Origin of the sequence: Pseudomonas sp. AL10 (assembly GCF_029960685.1) — a bacterium.
Taxonomy (GTDB): domain Bacteria; phylum Pseudomonadota; class Gammaproteobacteria; order Pseudomonadales; family Pseudomonadaceae; genus Aquipseudomonas; species Aquipseudomonas lactis.
This window is the reverse complement of record NZ_JASBQZ010000027.1, coordinates 1-16,115: the sequence shown is the minus strand read 5'-3', so window position 1 is coordinate 16,115 and position 16,115 is coordinate 1. Positions and strand designations below refer to the sequence as shown.

The following is a 16,115-nucleotide window of genomic DNA, read 5'->3' as shown; positions in this document are numbered from 1 at the left end:
TTCGCGGTCTCTCTATTCGTTGAAAGGCCTGCTCTATTGCAGGTGCTTCTGATTGGCACCGCACGGCTGCTGGTTCCTATTTTAAATATTAGGCAAAACTTAAAGGGCGTACCCCAGGCGCTTCCCTGCCTGTTGCGAAATACGCCTTCAAGGCACGTAAGGTTGCGCTGAGAGGGCATAACGCTGCGCACACACACCGCGTAACTGCTGCTCGAATTGCTCGATAATCGCCGGCCAGCCCTGGCGGCTGGCATGCTGGCGGGCGTTCAGTCGCATACGGCGTAAACCTTCTGCATCCTCCAGTAGCCAGTTGGCGGCCTCGCAAAACGCACGCTCATCCCCTGGCATCGCCAGCACGCCGTTGTAGCCGTGGCGTAGATGCTGGCTTGCGGCAGCCTGGTCATAAGCTACTACTCCAAGCCCCGACGCCATGGCTTCCAATACCACGTTGCCGAAGGTTTCGGTCAGGCTGGGGAACAGGAACATATCGCCGGATGCGTAGTGCCGCGCCAGTTCCTCACCGCGCAAGGCACCGCAGAAAACCGCTTCGGGCAGGTCCTTCTCCATCATGGCCCGCTGCGGGCCATCGCCGACGACGATCAGTTTCATCTGGCGTAGCGGGTACCTGTCCTGCAGGGTGTCGAAGCAGCGTTTGAGCAAGCCCAGATTCTTTTCCTGGGCCAGTCGCCCGACATGCAGTACGGCGATCTGGTTACTGCTCAACCCCCAGCTTTCACGTAGTGTGTTATCGCGCTTGGCCGGGTGGAACAATTGGCGGTCGACCCCCCGGGACAACAGGTCCAGGCGCTCAAAATGTCGGCGCTCCAACTCCAGGCGCTGGCTGGCACTTGGCACCAGGGTCAGGCTTGAGCGGTTATGAAACCAGCGCAGGTAATGGGTGACCACGCGGCTCAACAGGCTCAAGCCATACTGGTTCGAATACTGCTGGAAATTGGTATGAAAGCCGCTGACCACGCTGATGCCCAAGCGCCGTGCGGCGCGCAACGCCGAGAGCCCCAGCGGCCCCTCCGTGGCGATATACAGCACATCGGGGCGCTGGCGCGTCCAGCGTCGCAATAACTTACGCATTGACGATTGGCCCCATTGCAGCCCTGGATAGCCCGGCAGTGGCCAGCCGCGGCACAGCAGCAGTTCATCGTCGCTGGGGCGGCTTTGGTCGGCACTCTGGCGTGGGCGTACCAGCTCGACCTGATGGCCGCGTGAGCGCAAGCCCTCGCACAGGCGGCCAAGGGTATTGGCCACCCCGTTGATTTCCGGCGGGAAGGTTTCGGTAATGAGGGTGATGTGAAGCGAGGCTGTCGTCATGACCCACAGTGTCGGCGTGGGCCATGTCGCCATTGTGTCAGTGCGATGATGGATTTATGACTTGACCACCGCTTGCTGCGCCATCGCTTCGGCGCCTTGCTCACGCACCCAGAACAACGTCGCCCCGGCCACCGCCGCTGGCATCATTAACAGGTTGACCACCGGCACCAGCAGCACCAGGTAAACAATGCCGCCAAAGCTCATGCTCTGCCAGCGCTTCTGGCGCAGCCAGGCGAGCATTTCGTTCCAGCCCAGCTTGTGGTTGTCGGCAGGGTAGTCGATGTACTGGATCGCCATCATCCACACGCCAAACAACAGCCACAACGGCGCCGCGATCAGGTTGACCACTGGGATGAACGACAGGATAAACAGGCCGATGGCACGTGGTAGGAAATAACCCAGCTTGCGCATCTCCCGCGCCAGGGTGCGCGGAACCATGGCGGCCAGTTCAGCCCAACTGAACGGCGGGAAGTCATCGGTGCCACGTACCACGACCTCAACCTTCTCGGCGAGAAACCCGTTGAACGGTGCGGCGATGATATTGGCGAGCATGGTGAAGGTGAAAAACACCATCAGCACCACCAGCACCACAAACAGCGGCCACAACAGGTAATTCAAAAAACCTAGCCAGTGGGGCAGCGTCGGCATCAAGCTATCGACCCACAGGCTGAACTGATGGCCGGCAAAATAGATCAACCCGACGAACAGCACCAAGTTGATCGCCAACGGTAGCAACACGAACAGGCGCAGGCCAGGGCTCAACACCAGTTTGAGGCCTTCACGCAGGTATTGCGGGCCGGAAAGGGCAGGGGCGGGCATGGAGTACTCCGAGCAAATGGCGAACGCGCCGACCTTACCGGCTTTGCACCTGTTGTGAAAGCGCGGGCAGGCAGGCGACATCCAGGGTTACAAAGGTGTCGATTAACTTAATTGCGCGCATAGAGAACACCTATGAGCTGGATTGTTAATGCGTATTTCCTTAATCTTGCCCCCCTCGATACGCTGCACCCATTATTTTCAGGACCTGGCGAGTTAAAGCCTTCCCCAAGTGCTTCGCGGTCCTTTTTTATTCCCGCCGCCCTGTGGTTTGGGCGGTCGGTAGGAGTGAGTCATGTCTGATACCCGTCATTCCCGAGTGATTATTCTCGGTTCCGGCCCTGCCGGTTACAGCGCCGCTGTCTACGCTGCCCGGGCCAATCTCAAGCCGCTGCTGATCACCGGCATGCAGGCGGGCGGTCAGTTGACCACCACTACTGAAGTCGACAACTGGCCGGGCGATGTCCACGGCTTGACCGGCCCGGTGCTGATGGAGCGGATGAAAGAGCACGCCGAGCGCTTTGAAACCGAGATCGTCTTCGACCATATCAACAAGGTCGACTTCTCGAAAAAGCCTTATAGCCTGACCGGTGACAGCGGTGTGTACACCTGCGATGCGCTGATCATCGCCACCGGCGCCAGTGCTCGTTACCTGGGCCTGCCGTCGGAAGAAGCGTTCATGGGCAAGGGCGTTTCGGCCTGCGCCACCTGCGATGGTTTCTTCTACCGCAACAAGCCGGTTGCCGTGGTCGGCGGTGGCAACACTGCCGTTGAAGAGGCGCTGTACCTGGCCAACATCGCCAGCACCGTGACCCTGGTTCACCGCCGCGAGACCTTCCGCGCCGAGAAGATCCTGATCGACAAGCTGCACGCCCGTGTCGCCGAAGGCAAGATCATCCTCAAGCTCAACGCCACCCTGGATGAAGTCCTGGGCGACAACATGGGTGTGACCGGTGCCCGCCTGAAAAACAACGACGGCAGCTTCGACGAGCTGAAAGTCGACGGCGTGTTCATCGCCATCGGCCACACCCCGAACACCTCGCTGTTCGAAGGCGTGCTGGAAGCCAAAGACGGGTACCTGGTGGTGCAAGGCGGCCGTGAAGGCAATGCGACCGCGACCAACATCGAAGGTATCTTCGCTGCGGGCGACGTGGCAGACCACGTTTACCGCCAGGCCATCACCTCGGCCGGCGCCGGTTGCATGGCGGCCCTGGATGCCGAGCGTTACCTCGACGGTTTGAAGGACGCTTCGTTCTAAACCCGCTGACTAAAAAAAACCGGCGAAAGCCGGTTTTTTTATGGTGCGATCTAACCTACTCCGCTAAACAAATGTGGGAGCTGGCTTGCCTGCGATAGCGGTGTGATAGTCACCACCGCCATCGCGGGCAAGCCCGGCTCCCACATTGAGCGGGGTTGGTTATGAAATCAGCGGCGGGTCAGAGGCTGTTCAGCAAATTTCACTGCGGCCAACCCATGGGCAATCAACGCTCGGATATTGCCATGGTCACTGCCCTCAGGCGTCGCCACCACCGACCGGTAATGCTCACCAAACGCCAGCAGTGCTTCCTTATCACTCAACCCTTCCAGCAGCGCCAAACCCAGGGTCTTGCACGAACCTTCGTTCTGTCCGGCAGCGTTTTCCACACCGCCGTTGGTGAAAGCTTGCGGCTGGTAGTTGTAACCGGCCGCGACGAACGCCAGGGTGTCGGCAAAGAGGTGTTCGCCACTGTTGAGGCTGGCGCGCAGGGTGTTCAAATCAGTCATGAGGCTTACCTTTGGCAAACGCGGCCTGTTGGTCGGCGTTGGCTTCTTGCTGGTATTGGGCTTTCCACTCGGCGTACGGCATGCCGTACACCACTTCACGGGCGTCATCGAGGCTGAGCTCGATCTGGCGTTCGTCAGCTTCGGCCTTGTACCACTTGGACAGGCAGTTGCGGCAGAAGCCGGCAAGGTTCATCAGGTCGATGTTCTGCACATCCTTGCGGCTGTCCAGGTGGGCTACCAGTCGGCGAAAGGCGGCGGCTTCGAGTTCGAGGCGTTGTTGGTCGTTCATAGGGCTCACTTGCTATCAGCGGCTGGCGGCCAGAGTGATCGAAACCGACTCGGCAAAACGCAGCGCGTGGGGTTTGTCTACTTCGACTTCGGCGTACAGCACCGATTCGTTGCTCATCACCAGGTCCAGCAATTCCTGGGTCAGGCGCTCCAGCAGGGCAAAGCGATTGCCTTCGACGTGAGCGATGATGGCCTTGGTGATGGTGCGGTAGTTCAGGGCGTGGTCGATGTCGTTGTCACGCACGGCTTCCTGGGCGGCATACAGGATGGTCAGGTTGATCAGCACATCCTGCTTGTTGAGGATCTCGTCCTCGTTGATGCCGATAAAGGTGCGCAGGCACAGGTCCTTGACCCGGATACGCGCCATGCCTGGTTGAAGTTGTGGCATTGCTACTTGCTCCGTCCAATCAGTTGCAGGAACTCCATGCGGGTGGTGTTCGACTCGCGAAAGGCGCCGAGCATCACCGAGGTGTTCATGGTTGAATTCTGTTTCTCCACGCCTCGCATCATCATGCACATGTGCTTGGCTTCGATCACCACCGCCACGCCGGCGGCCTGGGTCACGTCCTGGATGGCATCGGCGATTTGCCGCGTGAGGTTCTCCTGGATCTGCAGGCGCCTGGCGAACATATCGACAATGCGCGCCAGTTTTGACAGGCCCAGCACCTTGCCGGTCGGAATATAGGCCACATGGGCCTTGCCAATAAAGGGCAGCAGGTGATGCTCGCACAACGAGTACAACTCGATGTCCTTGAGGATCACCATCTCGTCATTGTCTGACGCGAACAGCGCGCCGTTGACGATCTCCTCCAGATTCTGCTCATAGCCATGACACAGGTACTGCATGGCCTTGGCCGCGCGCTTGGGCGTATCGAGCAGGCCCTCGCGCTGCGGGTCTTCGCCCAGGCCCTTGAGGATCTCGCGGTAGTGGTGGGGCAGGGATAAGGTCATACAACATCCTCAAAAACGGCTTACTTGATATGCCGCCCACCGTTGACGGTCAGGGTGGTACCGGTGACATAGGGGTTGTCCAGCAGGTAACGCACGCTCTGGTAGATCACCTCGGGCCCGGGCTCGATGCCCAGGGCCGACTTGGCCAGGACCTTGGCGCGATAGGCCGCGTCATCGCCTTCGTTGAACATCACCATCGCCGGGGCGATGCCGTTGACCTTGATCAGCGGCGCGAACTGTGCGGCAAACGATAACGTGAGGCTGTCGAGCCCGGCCTTGGTGGCGCAATAGGCGATGTGCTGCCGGCTGCCCTTGCGCACCACGTCATCGCTGATATGCACGATATCGGCGGGTGTCGAGCGTTGCAGCAAAGGTGAACAATGCAGGTTGATCAGGTACGGCGCAAGCATGTGCACGCTGAACATGTCGATAAAGGCACGGCTTTCGTCGCCCGGGGTTTCGGCGACCCAGGCGGAAGCGTTGTGGATGATCGCCCGCAGGTTTTGGGTATGGGTTTTGACGGCGCCAATGAACGCCAGCACTCCGGCTTCGCTGGAGAAGTCGGCAAACACGCCGATGGCGCCCCGCTCACGCAGTGCCTGCACGCCGGGGCGTTCGCTGCGGTAGCTGAAAATCACCGATTGGCCTTCATCCAACAGGCGCTGGGCACAATGCAGGCCGACACGCTGGCCGGCACCGGTGATCAGGATCGGAGCGTTGGTTGCATTCATGGGAGGCTCAAGTCGCTGGCAGGCTCAAACTATACCAGCGCCCCGGCCTCCCTGTACTCAAGCGGCGGCTTCAGTGACTTTGCGAGGGGGCGAAGGGTGCAGCCAGTTCGCCAGCAGGTGGGTCGACAGCGGGATAAAGAGATATACCATCAACGGGGTCAGGGCTGCGGTGCTCACCAGTACGCGGCTGAACAGGTCCAACTCGCTGAGCAGCGGCCCCAGGCCGAAGTTGAACAGCAACGATACCGGGAAAAATGCCAACCAGATGGCTACCGCCTGTTTCCAGCGTGGCGGGCGGGCACCCACTGCGCCAAACCAGCCATCGATACCGCTGACGCGGTGTTCCGACGGGTCGGCAAACAGCTCGCTGCCACGGCTTAGCCACGCGCCGCGCGAGGCGGAGAATTCCCACGCATGCAGGGTTTTTTCATCGGCAAAGCGGAAGATGATCTGGAACTCATCATCATGGGGTGGTGGGGCCAGCACGCCGGAACCCAAGTAACCGGGGAAGTCAGTCGCCAATTGCTCGCCTTCGCGCAGCCAGGCCATCAACTCTTCGTAGCGACCCTTGGCCACGCGGCGCGCAACCATCAAGGTGACGGGTGAGGTAGACATCGTATATCTCCAAGTCAGCAGGTGCGCCAGACCGGGTAGGCGGCGCACGAACGAAGCTGCGGGGTGATGCAGCGACGCAAAAGAACAGGCAAGGATTATTCCGGATTTGCCCAAATACGCCAGAAACTTCGGATGGATCGCCGTAGATCTTGAATCATGCAGATCAATCGGCGTTAAATGGTATTCAAATTCATACAATTTTTTAGACCGCTGATGCCCGAAATCACTGCGCCTCTTCGCGAAACGACACCCGACAGCCACACTGACTGCGAGGGGCTGTTTCCGATTCGTGAAGTGGCAAGACTCACAGGTGTGAACCCGGTGACGTTGCGTGCGTGGGAGCGTCGCTACGGTTTGATCCAGCCTTTACGCACCGAAAGTGGGCACAGACTTTACTCAAGCACCGATATTGAAACCGTGCACCGCATCCTCGACTGGATCGAGCGGGGCGTGGCGGTGAGCAAAGTCGGCAAGCTTTTGGCACGCGACCCACAGCCCAACGAGCCGGCTACCGCGTCACGCAGCGATACCGAACTGGAGTGGCGCCAATGGCAGGCGCAACTGCGGCAGGCCATCAGTGCTTTTGATGATCGTGAGCTCGACCGGTTGTACGGCCAGATCTTCAGCGTCTATTCGACGACCGTGGTGTTCCAGGACATTTTGGTCCCGCTGTGGCAACAGTTGTTACGTCACCAAGGCCGCTTTGGCCAAGCCAGCGAGTGGCTGTTCTTCGACAATTTCCTGCGCTCGCGGGTCGCACGGTGCCTGCAAATGGCCTGTGCTTCGCCAGCGCCCAGGGTGTTGCTGTCAGCCATTGCCGGAGAGTGCCGCGAGCTGGAGTTGCTGGTGGCGGGCTTGTTGATGTCGAGCGATAAACTGGCGGTCAAGGTCTTGGGCGTTGGCCAGCCACTGGATGAGTTGACGCTGATCTGCGAGCGCACCCGACCGCAAGCCTTGGTGCTGTTTTCCAACCACGCCCCTGGCACAGAGTTGGCGTCGCGGCTCAATCGCCTGGCCTTCACCCTCGATTGTCCGTTGTTACTGGCTGGAGAAGCGTCGGACCTGGCAGAGCACAGCCTGGAGGGTTCGTCGATTGGTTGCCTGGGCAATGACGGACGCTTGATGCCGCGCCGCTTGCAGCAACTGCTCAGCGGCCATCTGGAGCCCGAGTCTCAGGCGTGAACGTGCGGATGCACCAGGCGGTGTTGGTGCAGGATGAACTGGCGTAGCCGTTCGATCTCATCGGCATCGCTTTGGCTCAGGCGATAGGCGAACAGGCCGCGGGCGGTTACCCGCTCCAGCGTACCGCGCAGGGCGATGCGTTCGTAGCCGGAAGGGCTGAACCACAAAGAAAAGGTCTTTGGCGGTTTGACCCGGCCACGCACTTCTACCAGCACCCCTTTGAATGACACTTCGTGCACCCACAGCGCGCTGGGGTAGCCCTTGATGTTTTCCAGCGCCACCGGCGTTTCAAGCGCCAGGCGCCATGGGCGGATCATCGGCCCATCTTCAAAAATACTCGGTACGCCCAGGCGCAAATGCACAGCATGAAACTCATCTTCCACCAGGTGCAACGGGAAGGTGAGTTGCTGGTTGTCGAACTGCGCCTGGATGGTGACCTGGTCGTGGGCGGCCAGCCGCGTGAGCAAATCGCGAATCTGTGCGCCGCCATTAACCGTCAGGCTCGACCATGCATCCCGCAGGTTGAGCTGCGGGTTGTGCTGCATGTCCTGGATAAAATCCAGCTCGTCCTGCGTCAATAGCGTGTCGCGTTGCATTGATCTAGCTCAAGGCTGAGGCATTAAAAAGCCATTATCGCTCTAAAGACCGCGTTTTTTACAGTTTGTTAAATCCACTCGTCGCCTTGAGTGTGGCGATCTCACTTTTGAGCTCGGCTAACTGGGCTTCCAGTTGGGCGACGCGCTGCTGTGCCTTGACTTGGGTGGTGACGTCTTTTTGCACACCAACGAAATAGGTTTGCTTGTCGACCTCGTTGTACACGGTTGAAAGCGATAGCTCGTTCCAGAAAGGCGTGCCGTCCTTACGGTAGTTACGCAGTATCTCTCGGCAGGCGCCGCCGCTGTCGAGCGCATCACGAATGGCGATCAAGGCCGGTTGGTCGCGGTCCCCCGCCTGCAGGAAGCGGCAGTCCTGATAGAGGATCTCGTCCAGCGTGTAGCCGGTCAGCCGTTCGAAGGCAGGGTTGACGTAGATCAGCGGTTTTTCCCGGCCTTCGCGCTCGGCAACAACGATTCCGTCGTTGGACGCATTGACGACCATTTGCAGCAGTTTGGCGTTAATCATAGAGCGGTCCCTGGCCTGGTTTTGACCCTGCCAGTTTATGGCAAGTCTTGAATGTTGCACGGTGCGCACTGAAATATTGGCACAGGCTGCTAATATCCCACGCTTTCACTCAACTACAGGATCAGATTGATGAAAGTCGCCATCCTCTCCGGCTCGGTCTACGGTACGGCTGAAGAAGTCGCTCGCCACGCGGAAAAAATCCTCAAGGACGCAGGTTTTGATGCCTGGCACAACCCTCGTGCCACGCTGGCAGACGTGCAGGCCTTTGCTCCCGATGCATTCCTGGCAGTGACCTCGACCACCGGCATGGGCGAGCTGCCCGACAATCTGCAGCCTCTGTACTCAACCCTCCGCGACCAACTGCCCGCCGCCTGGCGCGGCCTGCCGGGAGCGGTCATCGGCCTGGGCGACGCCAGCTATGGCGATACCTTCTGTGGCGGCGGTGAACAAATGCGCGAATTGTTCGCCGAAATGGGCATCCGCGAAGTGCAGCCGATGCTGCGCCTGGATGCCAGCGAGAGCGTTACCCCGGAAGCCGACGCCGAGCCTTGGCTGGCCGATTTGATCACCGCGTTGCGCGGTTGAATCCCAAGGAGCGCCGTTGTTGACGGCGCTTGTCTGACACGTATTTGTACTATTCTCTTGACTGACTCGCTCAGTCATCAAGCTGGCTGCTAAGGAAACTCCTTACGCCTCGGCGTCTGACTAGACTGGCTCTCACTTTAGACACCATAAGAAGTGCGCCAAGGAGGTCATTGCCATGAGCCTAGCCCCTGCTCCATCGCCACAAAACGTCAAAGCCCAGGTCAGCCCCGCTGAATGGCAAACCCGTGTGGACCTGGCGGCCTGTTATCGGCTGGTGGCCATGCACGGCTGGGATGACCTGATCTTCACGCATATTTCGGCGAAGGTGCCGGGCACTGAAGATTTCCTGATCAACCCCTATGGGCTGATGTTCCACGAGATCACCGCGTCGAGCCTGGTCAAGGTTGACCAGGCCGGCAATAAGCAAATGGACAGTTCCTACGAGATCAACCCCGCGGGCTACACCATCCACAGCGCCATCCACGAAGTGCGCCACGACGTGACCTGCGTGCTGCATACCCACACCGCTGCGGGTGTGGCGGTATGTGCGCAAAAGCAGGGCGTATTGCCCATCAGCCAGCAATCGCTGTTCGTGCTGTCGAGCCTTGGCTATCACGCCTATGAGGGCGTGGCGCTCAATCACGAGGAAAAGGCCCGCCTGCAAGCGGATCTGGGCCAGAACAATTTCCTGATGCTGCACAACCACGGCCTGCTGACCTGCGGCGGCACCATCGCCGATACCTTCCTGATGATGTTCACCTTCCAGCGCGCCTGCGAGATCCAGGTGCTGGCCCAGAGCGGCGGCACCGAGTTGATTGCCATCGAGCCGCAGATTCTCGCCGGTGCCAAGGCGATGGTGGCAGCTGTCACAAAAAGCGCCCAAGGTATGGGTGGTGCGCTGGCCTGGCCGGCGCTGCTACGCAAATTGGACCATCAGGACCCCGGGTATAAAAGCTGATGCCACTCGCCGAGATACCGCTCAGAGCCTGGCGCAAGCGCGGCCAGGACTTCGTCTTTCGTGGTCACTCCGTGCGGTATTGGGTGGCCGGGCAGGGCGAGCCGTTGCTGCTGATTCATGGTTTCCCCACGGCCAGTTGGGACTGGCATTACCTGTGGCAGCCCCTGGCCCAGCGCAACCTGGTGATCGCCTGCGACATGCTCGGCTTTGGCGACTCCGCTAAACCCTTGAACCACGAGTATTGCCTGCTGGAACAGGCCGACTTGCAACAGGCGCTGCTTGAGCACCTGCGGGTAGAGCAGCCAGTGCATGTATTGGCCCACGACTATGGCGACAGCGTCGCCCAGGAATTATTGGCCCGGCATTACGAGGGACGATTCCAGATGGCGAGCTGCGTATTTCTCAACGGCGGCCTGTTTCCCGAAACCCATCGGCCGACGCTGGTGCAAAAGCTGCTGCTCAGTCCTCTGGGCTGGATGATCGGGCGGGCCTTTGGGCGCAATGCCTTGGCCAGCAGTTTCAACCAGATCTTCGGCCCCCAGACGCGGCCCAGTGAAAGCGTGCTGGATGACTTCTGGAGTTTGATCAGTTGCAATGACGGCCCGCGTATCCTGCACAAACTCATCGCCTACATTCCCCAACGCCGCCGCCTGCGCGAGCGCTGGCTGGCGGCCATGCAGCAAGGCGAAGTGCCGCTGCGGGTGATCGACGGCGAGGTAGACCCGATTTCCGGTGCCCATATGGTCGAGCGTTATCGCCAACTGGTGCCCGATCCCGACACGATATGGCTGGCCCATATCGGCCACTACCCGCAGATCGAGGCGCCGGTCCAGGTGCTCAGGCACTACCAAACGTTTCGTGAGCGCATCGGCCAGCCTTCACCGCGTGCGGCCTATTCCTGAGCCTGCGCATCATCCCGCTGCCTTATCAGGCACCATTCAGCCGTGGGCGTCTTTATTGTGACCAAAGGCTGCGTGCGTGACACTCTGCCTATTCCCATTGTCGCCAGCGGAGTTCGGTATGAGTGAGTCAGTGCAGTTCCAGGATAAGGTCGTGATCGTCACCGGCGCCGGTGGTGGCTTGGGCCAGGCCCATGCGCTGCTGTTCGCCAAGCACGGGGCCAAAGTGCTGGTCAACGACCTGGGTGGCTCAACCCAAGGCGAGGGGGCCAATGCCTCGGCGGCTGACCGGGTGGTGGCGCAGATTAGCGCGGCGGGCGGCATTGCCGAAGCCAACCATGACTCCGTCACCGACGGCGACAAAATCGTACAGAACGCCTTGGATGTTTTCGGCCGGGTCGACGTGGTGGTCAATAATGCCGGGATCCTGCGCGACAAGACTTTCCACAAAATGGACGACAGCGACTGGGACCTGGTTTACCGGGTGCATGTCGAAGGCGCCTACAAAGTCACCCGCGCCGCCTGGCCGCATTTGCGCGAGCAGGGTTATGGCCGGGTGATTTTCACGGCGTCGACGTCCGGTATCTACGGCAACTTCGGCCAGTCCAACTACGGCATGGCCAAGCTGGGCTTGTATGGCTTGACCCGCACCCTGGCGCTGGAAGGGCGCAAGAACAACATCCTGGTCAACGCGATTGCTCCTACCGGTGGCACGCGCATGACCGAAGGGCTGATCCCGCCGCAAGTGTTCGAGCGCCTCAAGCCGGAACTGGTCAGCCCATTGGTGGTGTTCCTGGGCAGTGAAGCCTGTGAAGAAACTGCCGGCTTGTTTGAAGTGGGGGGCGGCTGGATCGGCAAGACCCGCTGGGAGCGTAGTCTGGGTGTGGGTTTTGATCCAGAGGCCGGTTTTTCGCCGGAAGATGTGGCCGCGCACTGGCAGCAGATCTGCGATTTCGAAGGGGCTGCGCACCCCAAGGACAACATTGAGGCGTTGAAGGAAATGATGGCTAACTTGCAGAAGTTCAGCCTCTGATCATTGCCGGTAAATCAATGAATCCCACGGGGCGTCGATGACGCCCCGTTTTATTTGGGGCATAAAAAAGGCCGCTGCATAGGCAGCGGCCGAAGTAAGACGTTGGATCAAGGAGCGACAAATCAACGTCAGTGAACACCGGGAACAGACTGATTACTGGATCAATCCGTTATAAATCGGCTTTTCTCCCCGATGCGGGAGCGGGCGTTTGCCCTGAAAGCCAGGCAAGAATAATCGGTTGTAACAGAATGAGTAATAGCAAATCGGGACAAGGACTATTACCAGATCGGCAATAATTACAAGGCGCCATCGATTCTTCTGATAACCCTTCATCCATCGCATGCATGCCACCAGGCCAACGCCCGGCCAGAGAACCCTTTCATCCTTTCGAGCGACAACACGAATACCTCCTTGGTGCGCTTATCGCTCCTCAAGGGCGGCAGTAGGGTGGGGCCTTCTGTCACTCACCGGGGAAGACGCATGACAAAAACAATAATGCGCGCCATCTTCACGCCACAGGCGCTGGCCACTGCGGTTGCGCTGGGCTGCTGTGCCCAGGCGCAGGCTGTTTCGTTCAATATCGGCGAGATCGAAGGGCAATTCGACTCCTCGCTGTCCGTCGGCGCCAGTTGGGGCATGCGCGATGCCGATAAAAGCCTGGTCGGCACGGTCAATGGCGGGACGGGCCAGGCGTCCACCGGGGATGACGGGCGCCTCAACTTCAAGAAGGGCGAGACCTTCTCCAAGATCTTCAAGGGGCTGCACGACCTTGAGTTGAAGTACGGCGACACCGGCGTATTCGTGCGTGGCAAGTATTGGTACGACTTCGAGCTCAAGGACGAAGACCGCGAGTTCAAGCCCATCAGCGACCACAACCGTAAGGAAGGCGCCAAGTCCAGCGGTGCGCAGATCCTCGATGCCTTCGTCTACCACAACTACTCCCTGGGCGACCTGCCCGGCACCGTGCGCGCCGGCAAGCAGGTGGTCAGTTGGGGCGAAAGTACCTTCATCGGTAACTCCATCAACAGCATCAACCCGATCGACGTGTCGGCGTTTCGCAGGCCCGGTGCCGAGATCAAGGAAGGCTTGATCCCGGTGAACATGCTGTTTGCCTCCCAGAGCCTGACCAATCAACTGACCGTGGAAGGTTTCTACCAACTGGAATGGGACCAGACGGTGCTCGACAACTGCGGCACCTTCTTCGGTGGGGACGTGGCGGCGGACGGCTGCACCAATAACTACACCGTCGGCAGCCCAGCGATCCGACCGCTGCAACCGGTGGCGGCTGCCTTTGGCCAAGGGTTTGGCGTGACCAATGAAGGGGTGATTGTACGGCGTGCCGGTGACCGCGATGCGCGTGACTCCGGCCAGTTCGGCGCGGCCCTGCGCTGGCTGGGTGATGACACCGAATACGGCCTGTACTTCATGAACTACCACAGCCGCACACCGACCGTCGGCACCCTGACCGCCAATACCAACCTGGCGACCATCGGGCGCATCATCAACACCGCCAACAGCCTGGCACCTGGCTCCGGTGCCGGTTTGGCGCAAAGCACCATGCTCGGCCGTGGCCAGTACTACCTGGATTACCCCGAAGACATCCGCCTGTTCGGCGCCAGTTTCTCTACTACCTTGCCCACGGGCACGGCGTGGACCGGCGAAATCAGCTATCGGCCCAATGCGCCGGTGCAGCTCAACACCACTGACCTGACCCTGGCCCTGGTCAACCCCATCGCGGGCCAACTCGCTTCACCCATCCGCAGCAATTTCGGCGATGACAACAAAGGCTACCGCCGCAAGGAAATCACTCAGATCCAGACCACCATGACCCAGTTCTTCGACCAGGTACTGGGCGCCGAGCGCCTGACCTTGGTGGGCGAAGCGGCGGTGGTGCACGTCGCCGGCCTGGAAGACAAAAGCAAACTGCGCTACGGCCGAGACTCGGTATACGGCGCCTATGGTTTTCAAGGTGACACCGACGGTTTTGTCACCTCCACCTCATGGGGCTACCGGGCGCGGGCGATCCTTGACTACAACAACGCCATTGCCGGTGTGAACCTCAAGCCCAACCTGTCCTGGTCCCATGACGTGGCCGGTTACGGCCCCAACGGCCTGTTTAACAAAGGCGCCAAGGCCATCAGCGTCGGCGTGGATGCGGACTATCGCAGCACCTACACCGCAAGCCTGAGCTACACCGATTTTTTTGGCGGTGACTACAACACCCTGACCGACCGCGACTTCCTCGCCCTCAGCTTCGGCGTGAACTTCTGATCTGGCTTAAAAGAAGGACAAGACCCTATGCGTAAGATGATTGCAGTGTTGGCCCTGAGCGTATTGGCCGCCAACGTAATGGCGGCAGTATCGCCCGAAGAAGCCGCCAAGCTCGGCACCACCCTCACCCCGGTCGGCGCCGAAAAAGCCGGCAATGCCGACGGCTCGATCCCGGCCTGGACCGGCGGAATCCCGAAAAACGCCGGCGCGGTGGACAGCAAGGGTTTCCTGGCTGACCCCTTCGCCAACGAAAAACCGCTGTTCGTGATCACCGCCGCCACGGTGGACAAGTACAAGGACAAACTCTCCGACGGCCAAGTGGCGATGTTCAAGCGCTACCCAGAAACCTACAAGATCCCGGTGTATCCCAGCCACCGCACGGTCAACTTGCCGGCGGACATTTACGAGTCGATCAAGCGCAGCGCCGTGAATGTGAAGGCGATCAACGATGGCAACGGCCTGGAGAATTTCACCGGCAACCGTTACTACGCGTTCCCTATCCCCAAGAATGGCGTGGAGGTGCTGTGGAATCACATCACCCGTTACCACGGCGGCAACCTGCGGCGCATCATCACCCAGGCCACGCCGCAGACCAATGGCAGCTACACGCCGATCCGCTTCGAAGAAGAAGTGGCGGTGCCCCAGGCCATCCCGGATATCGACCCGGCCAAGGCCGCCAACGTGCTCAGCTATTTCAAGCAGTCGGTCACCGCCCCGGCGCGGCTGGCAGGCAATGTGCTGCTGGTGCATGAAACCCTTGACCAGGTGAAGGAACCCCGCCTGGCCTGGATCTACAACGCCGGCCAGCGCCGTGTGCGGCGCGCGCCGCAGGTGTCCTACGACGGCCCAGGCACCGCCTCCGATGGCCTGCGTACCACCGACAACTTCGATATGTTCTCTGGCGCGCCCGACCGTTATGACTGGAAACTGGTGGGCAAGAAGGAGATGTACATCCCCTACAACAGCTACAAACTCGATTCGCCGAGCCTCAAGTACGACGACATCATCAAGGCCGGGCATATCAACCAGGACCTGACCCGTTATGAACTGCACCGCGTGTGGGAAGTGGTCGGCACCGTCAAGCCTAACGAACGGCACATCTACGCCAAGCGCCACATGTATATCGATGAAGACAGCTGGCAGGTTGCGCTGGTAGACCATTACGACGGTCGCGGCCAACTATGGCGCGTTGCCGAAGGCCATTCGCAGTTCTACTACGACCACCAGGTGCCGGCCTACACCGTGGAAACCCTGTACGACCTGATTGCCGGACGCTACATCGCGCTGGGCATGAAGAACGAGGAGAAGAGCAGCTTCGTGTTCGGTTTCGCGGCCAAGGCGGCGGACTACACCCCGGCGGCACTGAGGACGGAGGGTGTTCGCTGACTCCGCATCGAAGTAGTGAGGTTGAAAAGGTAGGAGCTGGTTTGCCTGCGATAGCCATAGGTATCTACACAACGCTGTAACGGTGGACGGTAACCACGATGCGAAGCGAGTCGCTCTTGATTGGCTCTTGATCTTGATCTTAGGCGCCCCGTTAAACCACGCTGGCGGATTACGGGCACACCGAGCCT

18 protein-coding genes are annotated in these 16,115 nt (G+C 59.9%); 8 read left to right on the top strand and 10 right to left on the bottom strand.

Annotated elements, in window-relative coordinates; all coding sequences use genetic code 11:
* Nucleotides 1–147: 147 nt before the first annotated feature.
* Together QK296_RS20750 and cysZ are read right to left on the bottom strand one after the other, a co-directional pair.
* On the bottom strand, nucleotides 148–1,326 hold the full coding sequence (locus QK296_RS20750) for a glycosyltransferase family 1 protein (RefSeq protein WP_282391252.1): 1,179 nt from the start codon (nucleotides 1,324–1,326) through the stop codon (nucleotides 148–150).
* 54 nt (nucleotides 1,327–1,380) lie between these two features.
* Nucleotides 1,381–2,145, bottom strand: coding sequence for a sulfate transporter CysZ (gene cysZ / locus QK296_RS20745; RefSeq protein ID WP_003194077.1), 765 nt, complete (start codon nucleotides 2,143–2,145; stop codon nucleotides 1,381–1,383).
* Nucleotides 2,146–2,437: 292 nt separating this feature from the next.
* Between cysZ and trxB the strand changes: the two genes are divergently transcribed.
* Complete coding sequence (trxB, locus tag QK296_RS20740; protein WP_003194076.1) at nucleotides 2,438–3,400, top strand: thioredoxin-disulfide reductase; 963 nt, start codon at nucleotides 2,438–2,440, stop codon at nucleotides 3,398–3,400.
* Between the two features lie 167 nt (nucleotides 3,401–3,567).
* Here trxB and QK296_RS20735 read toward each other — a convergent pair whose 3' ends face one another.
* Genes QK296_RS20735 through QK296_RS20710 form a run of 6 tightly spaced genes read right to left on the bottom strand, consistent with a single transcriptional unit; the run spans nucleotide 3,568 to nucleotide 6,491 of the window.
* Complete coding sequence (locus tag QK296_RS20735) at nucleotides 3,568–3,906, bottom strand: HopJ type III effector protein (protein ID WP_014719883.1); 339 nt, start codon at nucleotides 3,904–3,906, stop codon at nucleotides 3,568–3,570.
* On the bottom strand, nucleotides 3,899–4,195 hold the full coding sequence (locus tag QK296_RS20730; RefSeq protein ID WP_003194074.1) for a DUF1244 domain-containing protein: 297 nt from the start codon (nucleotides 4,193–4,195) through the stop codon (nucleotides 3,899–3,901). The genes QK296_RS20735 and QK296_RS20730 overlap by 8 nt, the downstream gene beginning before the upstream one ends.
* Before the next feature lie 15 nt (nucleotides 4,196–4,210).
* On the bottom strand, nucleotides 4,211–4,582 hold the full coding sequence (folX, locus tag QK296_RS20725) for a dihydroneopterin triphosphate 2'-epimerase (protein ID WP_003194073.1): 372 nt from the start codon (nucleotides 4,580–4,582) through the stop codon (nucleotides 4,211–4,213).
* A gap of 2 nt (nucleotides 4,583–4,584) precedes the next feature.
* A complete protein-coding gene (gene folE, locus QK296_RS20720; protein WP_003194072.1) occupies nucleotides 4,585–5,145 on the bottom strand; it encodes a GTP cyclohydrolase I FolE in 561 nt (186 codons plus the stop codon).
* 20 nt (nucleotides 5,146–5,165) lie between these two features.
* Nucleotides 5,166–5,876 (bottom strand): dihydromonapterin reductase, encoded by a 711-nt coding sequence (folM, locus tag QK296_RS20715; protein ID WP_034133642.1) that lies wholly within the window; start codon nucleotides 5,874–5,876, stop codon nucleotides 5,166–5,168.
* A 57-nt stretch (nucleotides 5,877–5,933) separates the two neighbouring features.
* Nucleotides 5,934–6,491 (bottom strand): antibiotic biosynthesis monooxygenase, encoded by a 558-nt coding sequence (locus tag QK296_RS20710; protein ID WP_120248536.1) that lies wholly within the window; start codon nucleotides 6,489–6,491, stop codon nucleotides 5,934–5,936.
* A gap of 213 nt (nucleotides 6,492–6,704) precedes the next feature.
* Here QK296_RS20710 and QK296_RS20705 point away from each other — a divergent pair, with 213 nt between their 5' ends.
* Nucleotides 6,705–7,673: a MerR family transcriptional regulator gene (locus QK296_RS20705; RefSeq protein ID WP_282391251.1), complete on the top strand. Its 969-nt coding sequence runs from the start codon at nucleotides 6,705–6,707 to the stop codon at nucleotides 7,671–7,673.
* On the opposite strand, the gene QK296_RS20700 is transcribed toward QK296_RS20705, so the two are convergent.
* Nucleotides 7,664–8,269, bottom strand: coding sequence for a hypothetical protein (locus tag QK296_RS20700; RefSeq protein ID WP_116666704.1), 606 nt, complete (start codon nucleotides 8,267–8,269; stop codon nucleotides 7,664–7,666). The genes QK296_RS20705 and QK296_RS20700 overlap by 10 nt on opposite strands.
* Before the next feature lie 58 nt (nucleotides 8,270–8,327).
* Nucleotides 8,328–8,795 carry a PAS domain-containing protein gene (locus tag QK296_RS20695; RefSeq protein WP_003194067.1) on the bottom strand — a complete coding sequence of 156 codons (468 nt, stop codon included), beginning with the start codon at nucleotides 8,793–8,795 and terminating at the stop codon, nucleotides 8,328–8,330.
* Between the two features lie 129 nt (nucleotides 8,796–8,924).
* Between QK296_RS20695 and QK296_RS20690 the strand changes: the two genes are divergently transcribed.
* The 6 genes from QK296_RS20690 (at nucleotide 8,925) to QK296_RS20665 (ending at nucleotide 15,927) form a co-directional block, all read left to right on the top strand.
* A complete protein-coding gene (locus QK296_RS20690; RefSeq protein ID WP_003194066.1) occupies nucleotides 8,925–9,380 on the top strand; it encodes a flavodoxin in 456 nt (151 codons plus the stop codon).
* Between the two features lie 175 nt (nucleotides 9,381–9,555).
* Entirely contained in the window at nucleotides 9,556–10,338 is a 783-nt protein-coding gene (locus QK296_RS20685; RefSeq protein ID WP_003194065.1) for a class II aldolase/adducin family protein, read from the top strand.
* Nucleotides 10,338–11,240 (top strand): alpha/beta hydrolase, encoded by a 903-nt coding sequence (locus QK296_RS20680; RefSeq protein WP_282391250.1) that lies wholly within the window; start codon nucleotides 10,338–10,340, stop codon nucleotides 11,238–11,240. The genes QK296_RS20685 and QK296_RS20680 overlap by 1 nt, the downstream gene beginning before the upstream one ends.
* Nucleotides 11,241–11,358: 118 nt before the next feature.
* Nucleotides 11,359–12,270, top strand: a complete 912-nt coding sequence (locus QK296_RS20675; protein WP_282391249.1) for an SDR family oxidoreductase — start codon at nucleotides 11,359–11,361, stop codon at nucleotides 12,268–12,270.
* A 480-nt stretch (nucleotides 12,271–12,750) separates the two neighbouring features.
* Nucleotides 12,751–14,541 carry a DUF1302 domain-containing protein gene (locus tag QK296_RS20670; protein ID WP_282391248.1) on the top strand — a complete coding sequence of 597 codons (1,791 nt, stop codon included), beginning with the start codon at nucleotides 12,751–12,753 and terminating at the stop codon, nucleotides 14,539–14,541.
* A gap of 27 nt (nucleotides 14,542–14,568) precedes the next feature.
* Entirely contained in the window at nucleotides 14,569–15,927 is a 1,359-nt protein-coding gene (locus QK296_RS20665) for a DUF1329 domain-containing protein (RefSeq protein WP_282391247.1), read from the top strand.
* Nucleotides 15,928–16,115 lie beyond the last annotated feature (188 nt).

Bases quoted from the DNA above. Each gene is read 5' to 3' on its own strand.
- trxB (WP_003194076.1), top strand. From the start codon at position 2,438: ATGTCTGATACCCGTCATTCCCGAGTGATTATTCTCGGTTCCGGCCCT.
- QK296_RS20735 (WP_014719883.1), bottom strand. From the start codon at position 3,906: ATGACTGATTTGAACACCCTGCGCGCCAGCCTCAACAGTGGCGAACAC.
- cysZ (WP_003194077.1), bottom strand. From the start codon at position 2,145: ATGCCCGCCCCTGCCCTTTCCGGCCCGCAATACCTGCGTGAAGGCCTC.
- QK296_RS20680 (WP_282391250.1), top strand. From the start codon at position 10,338: ATGCCACTCGCCGAGATACCGCTCAGAGCCTGGCGCAAGCGCGGCCAG.
- QK296_RS20730 (WP_003194074.1), bottom strand. From the start codon at position 4,195: ATGAACGACCAACAACGCCTCGAACTCGAAGCCGCCGCCTTTCGCCGA.
- QK296_RS20750 (WP_282391252.1), bottom strand. From the start codon at position 1,326: ATGACGACAGCCTCGCTTCACATCACCCTCATTACCGAAACCTTCCCG.
- QK296_RS20670 (WP_282391248.1), top strand. From the start codon at position 12,751: ATGACAAAAACAATAATGCGCGCCATCTTCACGCCACAGGCGCTGGCC.
- folX (WP_003194073.1), bottom strand. From the start codon at position 4,582: ATGCCACAACTTCAACCAGGCATGGCGCGTATCCGGGTCAAGGACCTG.
- QK296_RS20685 (WP_003194065.1), top strand. From the start codon at position 9,556: ATGAGCCTAGCCCCTGCTCCATCGCCACAAAACGTCAAAGCCCAGGTC.
- QK296_RS20705 (WP_282391251.1), top strand. From the start codon at position 6,705: ATGCCCGAAATCACTGCGCCTCTTCGCGAAACGACACCCGACAGCCAC.
- QK296_RS20695 (WP_003194067.1), bottom strand. From the start codon at position 8,795: ATGATTAACGCCAAACTGCTGCAAATGGTCGTCAATGCGTCCAACGAC.
- QK296_RS20665 (WP_282391247.1), top strand. From the start codon at position 14,569: ATGCGTAAGATGATTGCAGTGTTGGCCCTGAGCGTATTGGCCGCCAAC.
- QK296_RS20690 (WP_003194066.1), top strand. From the start codon at position 8,925: ATGAAAGTCGCCATCCTCTCCGGCTCGGTCTACGGTACGGCTGAAGAA.
- folM (WP_034133642.1), bottom strand. From the start codon at position 5,876: ATGAATGCAACCAACGCTCCGATCCTGATCACCGGTGCCGGCCAGCGT.
- QK296_RS20700 (WP_116666704.1), bottom strand. From the start codon at position 8,269: ATGCAACGCGACACGCTATTGACGCAGGACGAGCTGGATTTTATCCAG.
- QK296_RS20675 (WP_282391249.1), top strand. From the start codon at position 11,359: ATGAGTGAGTCAGTGCAGTTCCAGGATAAGGTCGTGATCGTCACCGGC.
- folE (WP_003194072.1), bottom strand. From the start codon at position 5,145: ATGACCTTATCCCTGCCCCACCACTACCGCGAGATCCTCAAGGGCCTG.
- QK296_RS20710 (WP_120248536.1), bottom strand. From the start codon at position 6,491: ATGTCTACCTCACCCGTCACCTTGATGGTTGCGCGCCGCGTGGCCAAG.